The sequence below is a fragment of the Neolewinella persica DSM 23188 genome (genome assembly GCF_000373105.1).
Classification (GTDB): domain Bacteria; phylum Bacteroidota; class Bacteroidia; order Chitinophagales; family Saprospiraceae; genus Neolewinella; species Neolewinella persica.
In genome coordinates this window covers 103,475-122,675 of sequence record NZ_KB890413.1, presented here as the reverse complement: position 1 = coordinate 122,675, position 19,201 = coordinate 103,475, and the positions used below count along the sequence as shown (strand labels likewise).

The window sequence follows — 19,201 nt, the reverse complement described above, 5'->3', positions numbered from 1 at the left end:
GCTTCCACCCTTTTCTTGTTGTCGGGGTGTCGAATTATCAGGTTGTCCAGTTGTCCGGTCGTCCAGTTATCGGTAAACGACCTGGTAACCGGACAACTGGACACCCCGACCCTACCCCAACCACTCCCGCACCACCTTCCGAAAGTTCTTCCCCACCGGCAGCATCTGCCCGTTCTTCATCACCATCATGGCACCTTCGACGTAATCTATGTGGTCCTTATTGATCAGGTAGGATTTGTGGATGCGGACAAAATTGGCGGGAAGCTCTTCCACAAAACTGGTGAGGGTGCGTGGCGTCAGGTTGAAGTTGGAGCCGTCCCAGATCTTGACATAGTTGCCGTAGCTTTCCAGGTAGGCGATGTCGGCAAAGGGGATACGAAGGTGTCGTTTGTCCACTTTGATGAAAAGGTAATCTGCTTGTCCATCGGAACTTGTTGGGGGCAAGGTTGGTCCGGTAGTATTTGATGGAGTGGTGCTCAGGTTGGCCCGGACGGCACCCATGGCCCGGAGAAAGCGCTCGAAGGAGAAGGGTTTCAACAAGTAGTCAGCCACCCTTAGTTCGTAGCCTTCCAGGGCGAACTCTTCGTAGGCCGAGGTGACCACTACCACTGGTGGATGCTCTAGCGTCCGGAGGAAATCGAGACCTTTAAGGCGGGGCAGGTTGATGTCAAGAAAAATCAGGTCAACCTCCCCGTTTTCGAGGAGCGGGTAAGCTTCGGAAGCTTTATAGCACTGTCCGGTAACCTCCAGAAAGGGGATGTTGGTAGCGTACTGAAGGATGACTTTATGAGCCAGGGGCTCATCGTCGATGATGAGGGCTTTGATCGTCATGGTCGGATGATGAGGGAGGCGTGGTAATCGGTGGCGGTTTCCCGGAGGGAAAGTTCGTGGCGTTCGTGGTACAAAAGCTCTAGCCTGCGGCGAAGATTCTGCAGGCCAATGCCGGGTGGTACGGGAGGCAGGTCCGGAGGCCTTGAGTTATGACAGGAGAAAATGATGGCGTCTTCGGAGACCTCCAGGTGCGCGTGTAGGAAACAGGCTTCTTCGGCTGGCTCAACACCATGCTTGAAGGCATTCTCCAGCAGGGTGATGAGGAGCATGGGGGCGATGGGTAGTTCCGCATTGCCAATTACTTTAGTGAACTGCAGGTCGGCCTCCTTATGAAGACGGAGAGATTGCAGGTCGAGGTAGTCCTGCAAATAGCCTACTTCATCCTTTAACTTCACGAAGTTCTCCTTCCCCTTATAAATGACGAACCGCATGAGGCCCGAAAGCTTCAGGATGGTTTCCGGGGTGTTGGCCTCCCGGGTGAGGCTCATGGCATAGAGGTTATTCAGGGTATTGAAGAAGAAATGCGGGTTAATCTGTTCTTTGAGCAGGGCCAGCTCGGTGGTGGCCTGTTCGGTCCGCAGCTGGCTAAGTGCCCGTTCCTTGCGGGACCATTCGACAATAATGATGAGGGGAAGAGAGAATAGGAAAATGCCGAAACTCAAACTGAGATTGATGTCATTCACTGCCCCTTCGACAAAACCTGCCGGATGAATCTCGTAAGTTCTGACGGCAGGTACCATAGCTGCCAGTGTTGCGTGTATTGGCGTAAAAACAAGTAAAAGAGCAATTGCTCCCAGGAGGTAGTAGAGTAGTCCACGCTTCTGTAATAAACCACGAAACAGGTAATGGTGATGCACGTGATAAATCAGGTAGTAGGGAAAGTAAACGAGGAAGGCCTGAACCACTACTAACAGGTAAAGGCTAACCACTTGTCCCGGGCTTAAGCCTGCGGTAGCGTCTTGAAAGGCGTTACTCATGGTGGTCAGCCCGGCGCAAAAGACTGCCACAACTGCAACGGCCAGCCAGAAACCATTGAGTTTACGAAGCCATCCGGAAAACGGTGTGGCGGTCGCCCATCGGTGTTGCCACCACAGAAGCCCCTGCAACAGGATGAAGGCGGCAAAAAGCAGGCGAACAGATTGTAAATTGGAAAAGCTGTCAGCCTCCAGTTGATACCGGGTGAAGGGAAGGCTTTGAATAGCCGGATTATAAAGGAGTATGCCGCAGGTGAACAGGCCGAAGACTACCGCGACGGCTGTCTTATTGGCCCTGCTACCGTGCTTTAAGCCAAGCAAGCTATAGATCAGGACCGGCGCACTGATCATGGTCAGGCTGGCCGCGAACCGGAAGTAAACTACCAGACTGCCGCTGTCTGTTGCCTGGGTAAGTGCATAACTGAAGGATAAGATGACGGTAAGGAACAGCCAGGTGGTGGTACGTTGGAGGAAGTCAGCAAAGTTTGAAAGGGCGGCTTGCATTTGGTAAAGAACGTGGTCGTTGGGGCTTTTTGGGGCATTTACGTGGTTAAAGGCGGCGGAATGCGGATGAAAGTGGGGGTTTTGCTGATTAAGGTTCAGTTCCCTTCATCACGCAAAACCCTGCTTTCATCATCCTTTGCCAGCACCTGCGCGCCGCCGCCCTGATGTTTGTACCATCAAATAAAAACGCCATGCAACTTGATCTTCAACAAATCAGTAAAACGTACTCCAACGGCACCCGTGCCCTAAGCGAGTTGTCCCTAAGCATCGGTACGGGGATGTTCGGGCTGCTTGGCCCCAATGGCGCGGGGAAATCCACCCTGATGCGAACCATCGCCACTCTGCAACAGCCCGATACGGGCAGCATGCGCTTCGGCGATGTCGACCTGCTCAACGACCCGATGACGCTGCGTAAAACCCTCGGCTATCTGCCGCAGGAGTTCGGCGTATATCCCCGGATTTCGGCCGAACGGCTGCTTGATTACCTCGCCAGCCTCAAGGGCATCTCGGCCAAAAAGGAACGCCGGAATATTATCAACTACTGCCTGGAGGTAACTAACCTGACCGACGTGCGCCATACGTCCGTTAGTAGTTATTCCGGCGGTATGAAACAACGGTTTGGCATCGCCCAATTGCTACTGAATAATCCCAAACTTATCATTGTCGACGAACCCACCGCCGGCCTCGATCCCACCGAACGCCAACGCTTCCTCAACATCCTGCGGGCCATCAGCACCGAGAGCATCGTCATTTTTTCCACCCACATCGTGGAGGACATCAAGGATCTCTGTACCGATATGGCAGTGCTCAATCAAGGCCAACTCCTCTTGCACACCACACCCGAAGCCGCTATCGAAAACCTGGAGGGTAAGATATGGACCACCAATATCTCCGCCACTGAATTGCCGGACTACCAACGCCGGTATACTGTTTTATCCTCCGCTTATAACCGGGATAACAGCCTCCGGATTCGGGTGCTGACGGATATCGGAATGCCTGAATTCAGGGTGGTCTCGCCTACGTTGGAGGACGTTTATTTCGCTGCGTTGCAGAGGTCGCTTACGCTCCCGTTGCAGGCCAGTCGCTAGCGCTCCTTGTTGCAGGACGCCTTCGGCGCGTTGCAGGTTGCAGGTTGCAGCTTCCGCATCAGGCTGCTCGCTCCGCTCGTTTTTGACAAATTATTTTGAAAAAAATGCTGAAAAAATTTGGTTGAATTGCCTGCGGCAATTTTTTCTGCAACCCCTGCAACCCCTGCAACCCCTGCAACCCCTGCAACCCCTGCAACCCCTGCAACCCCTGCAACCCAAAAACTGACCACTATGCTCTTCCCCATCCTACAGCACGAACTTCAACACTGGCTCCGCCAGCCCCTGCCATGGTTGTGCGCCCTGGTCCTCTTTGGCATTTCATTCATTACGATGTGGGGAACGGCCAGTGAAGCACCGGGCGGCGATAACGCCGAGGTCATCAACTCCGGCTACCGGCTGCTGTTCATGTCCACCTACCTCAACAACCTCTTGCTCTTTTTACTGCCGACCATTGTGGGGGCGGCGATTTACCGCGATTACAAAAGCCGGATGTACACCGTCCTGTTTTCCTACCCGATCACGAAAAAGGATTACCTGGTAGCGAAATTCGGCAGCGCCATGCTGGTGGTCATGGTCATCGTCTGTTGTATCGGCCTGGGCTTTGCCCTGGGAGCGATGATGCCGGGCATCGGGGCCGGAGTAATCGGGCCCTTCAAGGCAAGCGATTACCTGTTGCTCTACGGCATTTTTCTGCTGCCGAACGTTTTGTTGTTCGGTGCTCTCGTCTTCTGGATTGTCCTGCGCACCCGCAACGTCTACCTTGCCTTTATCGCCATCATCATCGTTATCATGGTGCAGTCATTAATGAGCAGCATGTTGGGGAGAAGTGACCTGGAGACCATCGCTACTTTGCTCGATCCTACGGGTATGACCGGGGTTCGTAGCGCGGTGAAGTACTGGACCGTCGCGGAACGTAATGTACTTGCTGTCCCGCTCACCGGGCTGGTTGTTGCCAACCGGGGGCTATGGCTGGGGGTGAGTTGGTTGCTTTGCTGGTCGGCGTGGCGGAACTTCAGCTTCAGCCAATTTGGTCGCCAGCCCTCCCGTCGGACGGATAGTGAAAATCCACTAAGTGGAGTCTCTTTGTACAAGAAAAGTGATGCGCAGGAAGCGCTAAAATCTTACCATGAAACAATGTCGAAGGGGCATCCCTCTCCGGGGGAGAGGGACCGAAGGAGAGGCGAACACGCGGTACATTTAAACCCAGCCTACAACTTCACCCTCCCCCATCGCCTAAAAACCACCTGGGCCCTTTCCAACACCGATTTCCGCTTCATCGTCCTAAGCTGGCCCTTTGCCGCCCTCCTGGTTGGTGGTTTTCTCCTCGTCTTCCTGCAACAGAGCCAGATGAACCCGCAGTTTGGTTTTGAGATCCAGCCGACGACGTCGACGATGCTCTCCGTACCGATGTTCATCTTCAGTTTCGTGATCAATCTGGTGACCTATTTGTACGTCGGCGTGCTGGCGTACCGGGGCGAGACCAGCGGCATGGGGGATCTTGTCGATGTATCGCCCCAGCCCGATTGGGTCTTGATGCTTTCCCGACTGTTGGCCGTGGCTAAAGTCCAGCTGCTGTTGCTCGCCATCGTGATGGTGGCCGGCATCATCAACCAAACGATGAGCGGCTACGGACGCTACGAAATCGGGCATTATTTGTTCGAGTTGTTCGGCTTGCATTTCATCACTTTCCTCATCGGGGCCTGCCTGGCCACCTTCATCCACACCCTGTTCCGGAATATGTACCTGGGCTTCTTTGCGCTGCTTCTGCTGCCCTTCTGTTTCGGAGCGGTGGCCGAGATCGGCAAATTCTTAGAATGGCCCTTTTTGCAGTCGGGCATTTTTCAATTCAACAGCGTACCGGGTACCTTGCTGGGCTTTCCGTATTCGGATTTCTTCGGCTACGAACCCGGCCTTTTGTATTACTTCTCCTACCAGCTTTATTGGTTGGTTGGCGGACTGTTGTTGTTGGGCTTGAGCCTGCTGTTGTGGAAACGTGGCTATGTTTTTTCCTGGCGCGAACGCAGGATGCAAAGTATGGTTAAGGGCAAGCAGCCGCTGCGAATGGCGATGTTCGCCGGACTGGTAGCTTTTGTCGGCCTGGGCGCAGGGCTATACTACCACGACACCTACGGCAACTTCGCTGAAGTCAGTAATGCGGAATACGACGCCTTCTTAGCAAAAAACGAGCTGGAATACGGCCAGTATTTCGATAGGCTGCAACCTCGCCTGGCCCGCGTTAACATCGATATAGACCTTTACCCGGCCACCTTCGAATACCGGGCAGAAGGCACTATGTGGTTCGTCAATAAAGTGGACCAGCCGTTGGATACCATTCTACTGGCCACCAGTCTGAAAGAAGAGGGGGAGTACCGCATCAGAAACCCCCATTCCATCATTACCGACGATGAGGAAATGCGGTACACCATTGTCCGGCTCAACAAGCCGTTGCTAAAAGGTGATTCTATGGCCCTCGATGTAAACATCCGGAATAAAGAAAACGGCCTCTTGAAAACCAACGATCGAATAAAGACCAACGGCACCTACCTACTCGGTTACCACATACTCCCGGACCTGGGCATCCGAAATGCTTTTTTGAAGAATATCGAGAAGCGGAGAAGATTTGGCCTGGGTACCCAGGAATTGCCCTCTCAACTGCCAACCGATTCTACCTTGCTGGGCTATTCCTTCCCAAGCAATAACATGGGCGGTATCTACTACGAAACGACCATCAGTACGAGCGGTGATCAGCGGGCCTTCTCCACGGGGAACCTGGTAAAAGAATGGACTGAAAACGGCCGAAACTACTTCCACTACCGGTCCGACAAACCCATTGTAAGTGACGTCTCCTGGCTATCGGGTCGCTACGCGACCCAACGGGATACGGCCGGAGGCATCCCCCTCGAGTTTAACTACCATCCCGCCCACGACGAAAACATCCCCCACATCCGGCAAGGGGTAGGCGCCAGCATTGATTACTGCAGCTCGATTTTCGGTCCGCTGGAGCACAAAAGCCTCAAGATGGTGGAGTTTCCCAACAGCTTCGGGAGCCACGCGACGCTGAACGGTAACCTGATCCCTTACTCGGAACGGATGCTGCTGTGCGACATCGACCACGAAAACAACGAAGTGTTCAATGTACCCTTCTTCACTGGCGCGCACGAAGTGGCGCACTATTGGTGGGGGCACCGGGTGGACCCGGCCAATGTGGCCGGCGGCCGCGTCATTACCGAAGGCATGGCGGATTACCTCGCCATCCGGATCACGGAACGGGAGTTCGGAGCGAAGTTCTCCCGCGGGATCCTCAAGCTCTGGCAGGAGCTTTACCTGCGGGAGCGGGCGCGTAGTACTGATGAAGTCCCGCTCATCCTGGCCGGAGTAGACCAAAAGCGCCTCAATTACCGCAAAGCCTCCGTCGCCTATAATGCTTTGTACCACTACCTGGGCGAGACTGTTTTTAACGAAGCCGTTGCTGATTTTGAACGCCAGTACCGCTTCGCCCCGCCGCCCTTCGCTAGTTCCCTCGACTTCGTCGAGGCCTTCCGCGCCGTCACCCCCGATTCTCTCCAATATCTCCTCCACGACTACTTCGAGACCATCACCCTCTACGACAATACCCTGGAATCCGTCGTCGTCACCCCAGCCTCAAACGGCCAGTTTCAAGTCACCGTCGGCCTGACGGCCACCAAGTACCGCTCCGATGCCAAAGGCACCAAGTCCTACGCTGATGCCGGAGGTGTTACCCTGGCGGACGGTGACCTTCAGTCTCTTCCTTTGGCGGATTACCTCCGCCTTGGCTTCTATGCCGGTGAGGAGGAGTTGGAGATTCGGCAGGTCCGGGTAGATGGGATTCGGAATACGTTTACTTTTTTGCTTCCGGTGGCGGTGGATCGGGTGGTTTTGGACCCGGAGTATTTGTTGTTGGAGGTGGATCGGGGAAGTGGGGTTTGGCGGGAATAGTAGTGGCGATCCGTATTGGGTATGGAAGATGAATTTTCTTTTTGTATCCTTAACTTTGGAGGGAAGGATGTGGGCCGTAGGTGTTATGTTGGAAACGCGAAGTTGGTCAGCCTTAAAAAAGTACCTGTAAATATTCAATAACTATTTAATGGAGGCTACAAAAAAAAGGAAGAGAGAAATTGCTGAGTCGTTTTCAAATGGCGAGTTTGAAGTTACATTTCCACACATGTTAGAAAATATACAATGGAATGTCATTGGTGAAAATGTATTTAAAGGAAAATCAGACGTGATCCAAAATTGCGTTCAAATAGCTGAGTATTTTAAGTCTGTTCAGACTCAATTTGAAACCAAAGATGTAGTAGAAGCTGGTAATAAGGTTGTAGTAATGGGGACAGGTGAGTTTTTCAGAGAAGAAGTAAGCATAAATAGAATAGCTGCTTGTGATGTTTATGAATTTGATGATGAGGATAATTTGAAGACGATATCGTCATATTGTATATCTGAAAGCAAATAGGGCGTTCAATTATCTTTTTTCAGAGTGGTACTAGCAGTATACTAAAGTGAAGGCCTTAATTCTGGCGTCGATTGATTTTGCACTCGAGGACATGGACAAGCCAGCTAAGTCAACGGGGACTACGATCTCGAAAATCAAGAAATAGCAGAATAATGGGAAGTGTTTCGAAAATAGTAAGGATTCAACTGGTTATTGTTGCAGCGTTCATTTTCTTCAAAGCAATAAGGCAAAGTGTCTTAGAAAGCAATTCACCTGAAGTGTTTAAGCTGTTTCTATTGTCATTTCCTAATTTTTGTGAGGGGCAGTCGGGGTGGCGGAGCGGCGGAGAAACGCGGAGTTAGTAGTTCTTTTTGGTTTTTGCACAGGAGGCACTAACTTAGGAGGGGTGTTTCGGCCTTCTATAGTTTGATTAATTGCGATTTATACCCACATAATTAATACTTAAAAAATGCGTATCATTTTTAAAGAGTTAGTCTTATAAATTAGTAGTAAACACCTGCGAAAACACAACTTGATACATCTTTTGCTTTTGTAATACTTTGACTCTTACATCAAAAAACAGGTAACTAAAAATAACTAAAATCATGAAATTTATCCTCCTATATATTTTAATGGTAACTACCTTATTTTCGTCATGTAATAAGGAACCTTTAGTTGCTGTTAGCCAAAATATGGCTAGTGTTAATAGGGATCTTAGAGTAATGCAAACGTTGCATAACAGCCAGTTATCAAGCTCCCTAAATTTCAGGTATACCTTAAAAACTGAACCGGACTATCGGCCAAATAATGCGCCAACAATAGAACTGATTCGTAAACTAAGTAAGCGAAAATACCAAATCCCTTTAGTGGAACTGCAGGAGATAGTTAAGAATCTAAGTGAAAAATATAATTTCAACGCACAGATTTACGACAAAACACTTGCTCCAAGCATGCAACTATGTGCATACGAAGTAGGCCATAGAGCTGCCTTACGAGAACCCGCATCTCCAGAACGTAACGAAATTATAAAAAAATCTCTTCTAACACTTCTAGCACAAGGAGCCGGAGACTGTGACGCCTACGCCGAAATGCTTATCGCCGTTGCTGACGAGTTAGATTCACCAATTAAAAATGAGCACATAGCCTACATAAGAAAAGTAGCTGGAGAAAATATTGGCCATTTTAATGAGAGCTACAAAGATTACCAGATAAACTTTCCACAAGGAGAGGGCGTCAGTACTGAAGCTGATCAAGCATTATGGCTTGTTGAAAATTATAGCAGATCTGCGATCTATAAAGAATCACTGCGGGCGTTTGATATTCTTAAAAGCATTGACAGAGGATCATTGGATTAGTCCTAATGAAAGCCTCCAGAAAATTTCGGTTTAGTCCTCCGCTTATTCGAGGAAACTTATCGCGGAGCGATTGTTCTGAATGATTACCCCAAATAGGGCTCGGTTCAGGGTTCGACCCTGCTCCTTTTACCTCCCCTTTGCACCTGCGGCCGCGCCTGAAAAACTCCTACTCCACACTAGGCAACGTCACCAAAATCTCTTCAATCCGTCGCTTAGTCATCGACATGACCTTGAAGCGGTAACCTTCACAGGTCATTTCCTGCTCAATTTCGGGAAATTGACTTTGCAGTTCCAGGATCAGCCCGGCAAGGGATTCAGCTTCCCCTTTAAGGCCGTCGAAAGTGCTGGTAGGGAGTTCGAGGACCCGACAGACGTCGTTCAACAGCGTCTTGCCATCAAAGACATAATTCAGGTCATCGATCTTTTCATAAATGATCTCGTCACCCTCGTCGAATTCATCCTGGATGTCGCCGATAACTTCTTCCAAAACATCCTCCAAAGTGACGATGCCCTCCGTGCCGCCGTATTCGTTGACGACAATAGCGAGGTGCATCTTTTGTTGCTGGAAATCTTTGAGCAGATCACTCACTTTTTTATTCTCCGGCACGTAAAGTACGTCGGGGCGGACAAGCGTCATCCAGTTGAAATCCGCTTTTTCGTAGCGGTAGCCCAACAGGTCTTTTACGTACAGTACCCCCCGGACTTTATCGAAATCTTCCTCAAATACCGGAATGCGGCTGTATCCGTGCTCGCGGATCACGGCCAGTAGCTCATGGTAATCGACTTTTTGTTCCACGGCGATCACATCTCCGCGCGAACGCATTACCTGCCGGACCGTAACGTTGGCGAACTGAACGATGCGCTTCAGAATGTCGACGTCCTGCCGCCCGCCTTCTTCGCCGTTATCCTCGTTGTTAACCGTCAATTCAATCGCTTCATCAATTTCCTCCTGGCTGGCAGAAGCAGAATCGAGGGTATGGTTCTCCAGGCGTTTTTCAACCACGGATGCGCCGCTTACCAGTGCATAGGATAATGGACGGAACAAACTCATCATGGTGTTGATGGGCCGGGCCATCAGGTTGGCAAGTTTCAGCTTATTGTAGCGAGCGTAGACTTTAGGCGCAACCTCACCGAAAAGCACGAGTAAAAAGGTCACCCCGATCACCGTAATGAGGAAGCGTATACTTGTCCCCATGGTCTCTGCTGTGATGAAATTCATCATCCCTGGGATAGACGTCAGCAGTTTGTCTGCCTGAGTGACAAAGAAACCCGCCGGAAACAGCTGTGCCAGGAGCAGGTCCGAGATCAGGACGATGGCAATGTTGATGAAGTTGTTGGCGATAAGAATGGTGGCCAGTAAACGTCTGGGTTGATCGCGAAAACTGAGGATCAATCGTCCGTTGGCCGTTTCCTTACCTTCGATCTCATCGTAATCGTTTGGCGTCAGAGAGAAGTAGGCGACCTCCGAACCCGAAACCAAACCAGAGAGAAACAGAAGCAGCGCAATACTTAAAATGCCAAGCCCTATCACGGCTCCGGTGCTGAGCAGGAATAACTGAGGTAGAAAGACGGAAAGGTGGTCGGAAGCTCCCAACTATTAAGTTTGCTATGAATTTTGAACTACAAAGATAGGGCGAAGGTTGATACCCTTCGCCCTATTATTCTCCCTGGTGGTAAGTTGTCTGAAAACTAAAAACGCGGTAGCGTTTTGCAAAGCCCCGCCCTCGTGGAAAGAGGTGTTCTTAAAATGGCAGGTCTTCGCCGTCATCTCCACCGCTATTAGCTGGTTCAGTAGGTTCGGATGCCGCCGTTGCACTCTTGGGAGGAGGCGCGGACGTTCCCATCGCAGGTTCTTCGGTGGGCATGTAGTTGCTACTGCCCCCATTGCGCGGAGCCGTAGGCATTACCCGGTAATAACTGCCTACCACCTCAGTCGTCTTGCGGTTATTGCCGTCCTTGTCTTGCCATTTACGATGGGTCAGTTTACCTTCCAGGTAGATCAGGGAACCTTTCTTGAGGTACTCTTGCGCGCGCTCAGCGAGGCCACGCCACACCACTACGTCGTGCCACTCCGTCTGCTCTTGCCATTCCCCCGCGCGGTCTTTATAACTTTCGGAGGTGGCCATGCCGAATTTGGCAACCATCGCTCCGCTTTCCAGTGTGCGTACTTCCGGCTCGGCACCCAGCCGGCCAACCAACGTTACTTTATTGATCATCTTATACCTTGTTTTAAAAGAGGTCTAAAAGTAAGGTTTTATCCGCCAAATATTTGGTAATGACCCGTGGGAAAGCAATGTTACTAAACATTTTGTTTTTAACCACTTGTCGACCCACGATTTCACCGGGTAATTCCGGGTAAGTAAAATGATGAAATACCGCCACGATCGTCTGGTGGGTGAGTTGCTGTTTGAACGGAGGGCTTCTGCGGGTAAGCTTGAGTTGATCCGCTGGCAGCCAATCCGGCCAGCCGTCTTGCTGGGGCAAAGCTTCGGTGGTGAGACCGTCCCGATCCACCTCAATCAGCGGAAATTGATACAGCGCCTGCCAGATGTCGCCTTCCCCCCGTTGTTCAATAATGGTATTTCCTTTACGATCGCTCACGACTAAAAAATGGAAATAGCGGCTCCGGCGTTTAAGTTTTTTCTCTTTCACGGGCCGGTCGTACACCGTCCCTGCTACCAGAGAAGCGCATTGATCTGCCAGTGGGCATTGGTGGCAACTGGCTTTGCGGGGCGTACAAACCAGGGCCCCAAAATCCATGATGGCCTGGTTAAACGTTCGGGCCTGGGTGGCACCCAGTGCGGAGCTTACGAGCGCCTCGTAGTGCTTCCGTCCCTTACCGGTATCTATCGGGGTAGAATCATTCATGAAACGGGCCAGTATCCGGAACACGTTACCGTCCAGTACGGCTACCTGCCGGTCAAATGCAAAGGAGGCGATTGCTGCGGCGGTATAAGGGCCTATACCCGGCAGGGTGCGTAAGCCGGCGTAGGTGTCCGGAAAGGCACCGTCATGTTCGGCAGTAACCATTCTGGCCGCTTTCAACAGGTTTCTGGCGCGGGAGTAGTACCCCAATCCTTCCCAGAGCTTCATTACTGCATCGTCTTCTGCCGCAGCTAAGTCCACTACTGTTGGGTAGGCCGCAACAAATCGCTCGAAATAGGGCAGGCCTTGTTCTACTCTCGTTTGCTGCAGGATGATCTCACTTAGCCAGATGGCATAGGGATCCTTAATGGCTTTCCACGGCATCGGCCGCCTGTCCGGTCGATACCAGCCTAAAAGCGCTTGCTGAAAAAAAAGCCAGTCTGTATTGAGCATAATTGGGCTGTAAGATGCATAAAAAATCCGCCGTGACTGCCAGGAGCCACGGCGGAGATTGTAATTTATACAGGAGAGACAAATTGACAAAAAATCGTATAACTTTATGTTTAGGCCTGCTACTATCGGTCAGATGGGGATCTATTGTTCCCGCAGCTTGCCGTACTGGCGGGCAATTTTAGCCTTCAGGTCTTTACGGGCGAAAAAGATGCGACTCTTCACCGTTCCCAATGGCAGGCTCAAGTGATCCGCAATTTCCTGGTACTTGAAACCTTGGTAGTGCATCAAAAAAGGAATGCGGGTACTGTCGTCCAACAATTCAATCATTCCCTTGAGCTCCTTGATCAGAATGTTACTGTCTGCGGCATTGTCTATGGATACGTTCCCCGAATTGAGGTAGTACAGATTATCTGTATTGTCCATGATGGTGTTCGCCTTCACCTTCTTGCGGTAGTTGTTAATGAAGATGTTCTTCATGATTGTGAACAACCAGGCCTTCAGGTTAGTCCCGGGGCGGAACTTCTCGCGATTGGTTATTGCACGGAAAGCAGTTTCCTGGTAAAGGTCTTTCGCGTCTTCAGAATTCTTTGTCAGGTTGTAAGCAAATGAATTAAGAAGGGTAGTGAGCCGATTAAAATCGGTAAAAAATTCAGTCTGTGACATGCTGATTAATCTTTAGTGGGTCAGTTTGTTGAACCAAAGTTAGGCAAAAGTTAGATATAGTACAAGTTTAAGACAGTACTCGATGCCTGTTTTCAGACTCTTGCCTAACTATTTTTCAGTATTCACTGCGTAATCGACTGTTTTTCAAGCGTATTTGTGGACAAACGAGCAAAAAATATTATTCTAAACTTTCAGTAAAAAATGAAAAGTTGAATGTTTTGTCTAACCTTTTGCCCTTTATTGGGGGTAAAAGGTTAGACAAGCTTAGTGAAATTGGCAGATTTTAGCCATGTAAGGCTATTTGGTATAACGAACTGTCTGCATTCTTGCCTGGGGATGAATTCGGACAAGGGGGACGAACGCAGATAATTCCCCTGGTCAATAAGTGGGCGGGGCCGCAGGTGCAGGGTTTAGTTTTTTGTTGTCTCGCTCCGGCTGAATTGCCACCTGGTCAACCTGCTCGTCACCGAAGGCAATTTCACCCAGGCACACGAGCTGCCTGCATGGAACCATTGAATTATGGATTGAAGCTACCGCTGAGCATTCGCTACAAAGTACATTGCCGCGGCGAAGAAGATCAGGTTGGGCATCCACATACCTAGGTAAACCGGCAGGTCAGCGCTGGCGCTGATGGTGGAAGCAAAACGGCTGAGGAATACAAACAGTGCGCCAATAAAGATTCCGATGGCCAGCTGTACGCCCATGCCTCCACGTGTCTTCCGTCCGGCCACTGCGACCCCGATCAGCGTTAGGATGAATAACGTAAAGGGTTCTGCTGATCTGCGGGCCAGCTCGACTTCGTACCTGCGGATATTGCCTGAGCCACGTTCCCGTTGTTTACGCAGGTGGGCCAACAGCTCGGGGGTAGACATGGAGGACTGTTGCTCCTGGTAATCTACGAAGTCTTTCGGGGCGAGGTTAAGAACTGTATCTAATGTTTGTCGGCCGCCCAGCGTTAGTGTTTCGTCTTCCTCATCGAAGGTCCTGATTTCATAGTTGGAAAGCCGCCAATAGGCAGTATCTCCAGGAACGTATTGGGCCGAGCGTGCTTTAGTCAGGCTGGTCAGCTTATTCTCTTCGAAGTACTCTATCCTGAAATTCCGTGCCGTGCTGTCCCGTTTGCTGAAGTGCGTCATGAATACTTTCGTATTAGGCGCGACGAACATGTGGACATTTTGGGTTTTGCCCACGTCCCGGTTTCGATTGAAGTAAACCCTTTCTAACTCCGTACGATGGGCATTCCCCAATGGAATGACGTAGTTGATGCCAATAACGTAGAGTAAAGACAGGAAGCCCGCCGAAATCATATAGGGCCGCAGGAAGCGACGGAAGCTAACCCCCGCATTCAGAATGCTGATGATCTCCGAATTACTGGCCATCCTGCCAGTAAAGAAGATGACTGCAATCATGGTCAGCATCGGCCAAAGAAGGCCCAGGATGAAAAGCAGAAAGGTGGGGAAATACTCGAAAGTAATCTCCATCTTGCTGATGTCGCTCTCAATGAACCGCTCAATCTTTTCACTGAAATCAATGATCAGGCTCACCATGGAAAAGATCAACACCGTAAAGAAGAAGGTGCGAAGGAATTTTCCAATTATGTACCAATCAAGTTTTTTCAGCATGGGGAAGCGTAAAGAGAGTATATGTTTATACTGAGGCAGCCAGAACTGGTCGGAGGTTCCAGAGCGCAAAAGTAGCAAGTATAGTTGACAGGCCACTAGGTTGTTGACGCGGATAAAGGTCAACGTGTTGCCTGGTTGTATCTTACTAAAGTCTTAAAGGTTTTGTTGCGGTGCCTCTCAATCTTCTACTTTTGGACTAAGTCGTCTCCTACAGCCTGCTAGTGGATCGTTTCAAAAGTTTTGTTAATCACGGGGATATCTGTAGGGGCGGGGCTTGCCCGCGCGCCTAAAAAACAAACCGCCCGTAACCTCAGCAAGAGGCTACGGGCGGCGTAGTCTGGGGTTTGCCGTGAGACTACCGTTTCACGATCCGGCGCACCGCGCCGTCAATGCGAAGGAGGTAAACACCAGACGGCAATGCCGTCATGTCCAGCGAAGCGGACTTGGCCGCACCAGCAACGGCGCTGCGTTGCAGCATCCGGCCGTTAAGGTCGAAGAGCTCCAGGGAAAGCTGATGGTTCAGCGCTACGTCCCAACGCAGGNTGAGCNCGTCGCCTACCGGGTTAGGGAAAGCAACCAGNCCAGCATCGATGGTGCTGACGCTTNGGTTACTGGTTACGGCATCTTCCGTGATGATGATGTCGTGATAGGCAATTGGCAGGTAGCCGCCGTCAGGTGTCGTCACGAGGAAACCGAAATCATCGGTATCGGCACTGTCATCCGTGTTTTCATAAAAAAGACCCAGGCCATTAATGTCGTCCTGCTGGAAGGTGTCTCCAACCATCAATTCAGCACCGTAAAGCATCAGGCGGCCAGCATCCGGCAGGTCAGTAATGGTGTATTGTACCAATTCGTTCCTGAAAGCGGTACTGGTTACACTCAGCTTTTCTTTCAGGATCACGCTGCTGCCAAGCGGCAGCACTTCCGTTGCCGTATTGTTGATGGACTGAGGGGCCACGGCAGCCACATCGGAACAGAATTCAACTTGCCAGCCCTGAATGGAACCAGCGGATCCACCGGTTTCGCTGACCATAACTTCCAGGACCCATTCACCGAAGGTGTCTTCTCCGATAAAATCGGCTAAAGTGCCCTCCGGCTGAAATACCCGGCGGTCGTCGGGTGGACAGGCAACTGCGATCGGGGCGTCATCATCGAAGCCAAGGTCAATCTTATTGGTAGAGAAACACTTTTCTTCGTAAAGCGTCACGCGGGTACCCGCCGGACTTACCAACGTTAGCGTAACCTCAGAGGCAAAGTTGTACTGAATGTTGACATTTGGAATATTGAGGTCGCTGATCGCTCCGCCCTGTTCGATAAATATCCTGGACTCACGGGTAAAGGAAGGGCCGGAACCGGGTAGGCCGATCGGCACATCGTCAGGCGCAAATGCATTACATTCGCTGTTGATGGTGCGGAAGCTCTTCGGTGCACTCCAGGGGCCAAGGCCACAGCTGTTTAGGGGGCGAATACGCCAGAAATACAGGGTGTTGGCGTCGAAAAATTCTGCGGGCAGGTACTCACTGTTCGTCAGGCCAATCGCCCGTTCAAAAACGGTGCTTTCCTGAAAGGTTGGAGAGGTGCCGATCTCGATTTCGTAGGTGTCAGCATTTACAGCGTCCGTCCAGTCGAAGGTGGTTGCAAGAATGATACCGGCGGTGCCTTCTGCCGGAGCAATGGTTGCGAGGTCAGAGTAGTCATTGTCCGTTACGTCCAGCAGGACGGTACGGCGGGCGGTATCCTGGCCTTCAACAATGGCGATGATGGTGAGTTCGAGTGCGCCACTGAGGCGAACGTCACTGAGGTCAACGGTCATGGTTGAGGTCTCTCCGGGAGTAAGCTCAGGTGAGGAAAATGAAACGATGGCCCCAGCTGGTATACCTGCTGTATCAACGGACAGCGCGATGGGCGCGGCAAAGTCGAGGATGCTGCCGGAGTTAAAGTCAATGTCAACCACATCAGGTATACAAACTTCGCTGAACCGAACCGCCGGCTCCAGCGTGTAGCCAGGAACTACCGCCGGGAGTACCTGGAAGCTATTCTGGTTGACATTAAGAAAAACATTATCGGCTGCCTCGACCATGATCAAGGCATCAGTACTAACTGCTGTCTCGGGAATAGTGACAAAGGCACTACCATTATTGGCTACGTTTTCTATCAGGACGACATCAAAAGTAAGTCCACCGTCATTGGACAGGACGATGTTGACGCGCTGGCAGTTAACCGGGGCTACATTGGTGTTGGCAACATCCCAGGTTACTTCCCGGTAATCGCCCACAAACCATGCGGTGTCGGCGGGGTCGTTTACTTCAAACGGTCCGGCTCCTTCATCGGTTAAAAAGTGTATTTCTTTCCAATCCACGCCACCTGCCTGGATATTGTTGTCCCGGGCGGTAAGCCGAAAGGTCATATCTCTGGCGTAAGTAGGCAGGGTCTCTTCAGGAGGACTGCTTCCTTCGATAATGTACTGTAATAGGGGGAAGTATCGCACATTACCCTCTGCGGAGGGAAGGTAGGAGCGAAAGAGTGGGGAATTTCCACGAGGCTCCCTAATTGGTGTAGCCGGACCAAGATCATATTGCTCCCAGATGAAGGTAAGGTCTTCTTCGGCATCATTAGCATCCGTTGCTGAGCCTTCTAAACGGAAAGGCGTGCTGATTGGAATATAGAAATCATCAGAATAATCAAAAGATACCTCCGGGGTGAAATTATCCGTTTCCACAATGGTCGGACAGTCACTCGCTGGCCCCTGACGGCTAAAAAAGAAAAATTCTTGAAGGCTGCCGACGTGGAAATAAGGATCACTAGGGCCACCTCTGGGATAATTGTCTGTTCCACAAGCACTAGAGTATGACATGATCGTTTTGCCACCACCTGGTTCAAAGGCAGAGGATCCGCTACGTTGACCTTGGGAACTGGAGCAATTGTTCCAACTATGGTTGACATCAAACTGATGAGCGATTTCGTGGGCCATGGTTCCCAGGCTTGTGGTCACAATAGGTCGCCAAAAGCAGGTTGATGCTCGAGTCTTCGACTGTTCATTACAAGCACTGCCTAGAGCTGCGGTACCTGCGGTGAAAATCCCTCCGCCTGCGTCACAGCCGACCGTGAAAACATGTCCGATGTCATAAGTTTCAGGCGCAATACCGTTAGCTTCGATGGCACCTATTACCTGAGGAAGCAGGCCTCCGGTATTATCAGCGTTAAGGAATGGGTCCGTTCCAGGGTCCAGGTAGATAAGACCAGGCGCATCAAGGATTTGCAGCCGGATACCTAAATCATTTTCGTAAACGGAGTTAATCGCGTTTATTGAGGTATTAAAGGCTTCCAGTACGAGTTCTTCCGTACCTCCCACACTGCGGCCAAACTCGCCGGTACAGGTTAGTGCCAAATCGTATATGCGAAGCGACTGAGCGTCATTGCCTGCTTTCTGATTTGCCCTTGCACCTGCGATCTCGCCCAACTCCGGAAGGTCCAGGATATCCAACTCTGCCGGGGTTGCACCGCAAGACAGTACGCCCTGGTTTTCGGGGCTCATAGCCATGAAGGCGCCAAAATTTGCTACGTGGTACTGGCCTGGCACGTCTTCGTTTTCATCGATGATGAAGTAACCGTCAGGACCTTTGAGAACTGCCGACATGCCACGCACCGATGTAGACATTCGTCCTCCGCCCCATGGGCCGCTGAGCTTGTAACTGCCCAACTCCGGGTGCCCTTTGATGACCGGACTATCGTACACCACAAATTCGGCAAAACCACCATTCGGCAGCGGCAGGCTAACGGTCGTATTGCTCTTCAGCCCCTGAAATTCGGGGGGAGCCTTCCGCAATACCTTTTGCAGTTTGTTAAGGTCAACGGTCGTCGTACGTACCTCATCAATACCACTTGCTACGGCTACGGTGCCGGAAAATTCGAAAGCGGAAGATTGAGCCGAGAGGCTCAGGGCGCAGCAGAAGGCTAACGCCAGCGATAAAAGTCTGATCATAATTGGTTTATATCTGGCGGGCAAAGATAAGAAAGTGGGGTGGGGGAAAAGGTCGTGTGTGTTGCGGAAAGAAAGTCAAGGTGTCTGGTTGTCGAGTTGTCCTGTTGTCAGGGTCGTTAGATTTTAAACATCCGCCCGACGGAAGGCCCTTCAGCGGCTGGAAGTCTTAAGTCTAAACACAAAACCGCCCGTAACCTCAACAAGAGGCTAAGCGCGGTTTTGTAAGACTGGTTGTTTGTAAAACTACCGTTTCACGATCCGACGCACCGCGCCGTCAATGCGAAGGAGGTAAACACCAGACGGCAAGGCCGTCATGTCTAGCGAAGCGGACTTGGCCGCACCAGCAACGGCGCTGCGTTGCAGCATCCGGCCGTTAAGGTCGAAGAGCTCCAGGGAAAGCTGATGGTTCAGCGC

13 protein-coding genes are annotated in these 19,201 nt (G+C 51.1%); 4 read left to right on the top strand and 9 right to left on the bottom strand.

What is annotated here, in order from left to right; all coding sequences use genetic code 11:
* Nucleotides 1-111 precede the first annotated feature (111 nt).
* Both B036_RS0100535 and B036_RS31450 read right to left on the bottom strand, forming a co-directional pair.
* Nucleotides 112-831: a LytR/AlgR family response regulator transcription factor gene (locus tag B036_RS0100535; protein ID WP_020566729.1), complete on the bottom strand. Its 720-nt coding sequence runs from the start codon at nucleotides 829-831 to the stop codon at nucleotides 112-114.
* On the bottom strand, nucleotides 828-2,309 hold the full coding sequence (locus tag B036_RS31450) for a sensor histidine kinase (RefSeq protein WP_020566728.1): 1,482 nt from the start codon (nucleotides 2,307-2,309) through the stop codon (nucleotides 828-830). Before B036_RS31450 ends, B036_RS0100535 begins: the two co-directional genes overlap by 4 nt.
* A 191-nt stretch (nucleotides 2,310-2,500) precedes the next feature.
* On the opposite strand from B036_RS31450, the gene B036_RS0100525 reads away from it, so the two are divergent.
* The 4 genes from B036_RS0100525 to B036_RS0100500 all read left to right on the top strand — a co-directional run bounded on the left by B036_RS0100525 (nucleotide 2,501) and on the right by B036_RS0100500 (nucleotide 9,202).
* Complete coding sequence (locus B036_RS0100525; protein WP_026231545.1) at nucleotides 2,501-3,397, top strand: ABC transporter ATP-binding protein; 897 nt, start codon at nucleotides 2,501-2,503, stop codon at nucleotides 3,395-3,397.
* A 231-nt stretch (nucleotides 3,398-3,628) separates the two neighbouring features.
* The gene (locus tag B036_RS0100515; RefSeq protein ID WP_026231544.1) at nucleotides 3,629-7,354 is read left to right on the top strand and encodes a M1 family aminopeptidase; all 3,726 of its coding nucleotides are present in this window, start codon (nucleotides 3,629-3,631) and stop codon (nucleotides 7,352-7,354) included.
* A 148-nt stretch (nucleotides 7,355-7,502) separates the two neighbouring features.
* On the top strand, nucleotides 7,503-7,868 hold the full coding sequence (locus B036_RS0100510; protein ID WP_020566724.1) for a hypothetical protein: 366 nt from the start codon (nucleotides 7,503-7,505) through the stop codon (nucleotides 7,866-7,868).
* A 584-nt stretch (nucleotides 7,869-8,452) separates the two neighbouring features.
* Nucleotides 8,453-9,202, top strand: coding sequence for a hypothetical protein (locus B036_RS0100500; RefSeq protein ID WP_020566723.1), 750 nt, complete (start codon nucleotides 8,453-8,455; stop codon nucleotides 9,200-9,202).
* 166 nt (nucleotides 9,203-9,368) lie between these two features.
* Here the strand turns inward: B036_RS0100500 and gldE are convergent, their stop codons facing one another.
* The 7 genes from gldE to B036_RS34525 all read right to left on the bottom strand — a co-directional run bounded on the left by gldE (nucleotide 9,369) and on the right by B036_RS34525 (nucleotide 19,198).
* Nucleotides 9,369-10,796, bottom strand: a complete 1,428-nt coding sequence (gldE, locus tag B036_RS0100495) for a gliding motility-associated protein GldE (RefSeq protein ID WP_020566722.1) — start codon at nucleotides 10,794-10,796, stop codon at nucleotides 9,369-9,371.
* A gap of 148 nt (nucleotides 10,797-10,944) precedes the next feature.
* Entirely contained in the window at nucleotides 10,945-11,418 is a 474-nt protein-coding gene (locus B036_RS0100490; protein WP_020566721.1) for a single-stranded DNA-binding protein, read from the bottom strand.
* Between the two features lie 13 nt (nucleotides 11,419-11,431).
* Nucleotides 11,432-12,520: an A/G-specific adenine glycosylase gene (gene mutY / locus B036_RS0100485; RefSeq protein WP_020566720.1), complete on the bottom strand. Its 1,089-nt coding sequence runs from the start codon at nucleotides 12,518-12,520 to the stop codon at nucleotides 11,432-11,434.
* A gap of 141 nt (nucleotides 12,521-12,661) precedes the next feature.
* Nucleotides 12,662-13,183: an RNA polymerase sigma factor gene (locus B036_RS0100480; protein ID WP_020566719.1), complete on the bottom strand. Its 522-nt coding sequence runs from the start codon at nucleotides 13,181-13,183 to the stop codon at nucleotides 12,662-12,664.
* 530 nt (nucleotides 13,184-13,713) lie between these two features.
* Nucleotides 13,714-14,805: an LptF/LptG family permease gene (locus B036_RS0100475; protein WP_020566718.1), complete on the bottom strand. Its 1,092-nt coding sequence runs from the start codon at nucleotides 14,803-14,805 to the stop codon at nucleotides 13,714-13,716.
* A gap of 355 nt (nucleotides 14,806-15,160) precedes the next feature.
* Entirely contained in the window at nucleotides 15,161-18,340 is a 3,180-nt protein-coding gene (locus B036_RS0100470; RefSeq protein ID WP_455014130.1) for a reprolysin-like metallopeptidase, read from the bottom strand.
* Nucleotides 18,341-19,030: 690 nt separating this feature from the next.
* Complete coding sequence (locus B036_RS34525) at nucleotides 19,031-19,198, bottom strand: T9SS type A sorting domain-containing protein (protein WP_406603392.1); 168 nt, start codon at nucleotides 19,196-19,198, stop codon at nucleotides 19,031-19,033.
* Nucleotides 19,199-19,201 lie beyond the last annotated feature (3 nt).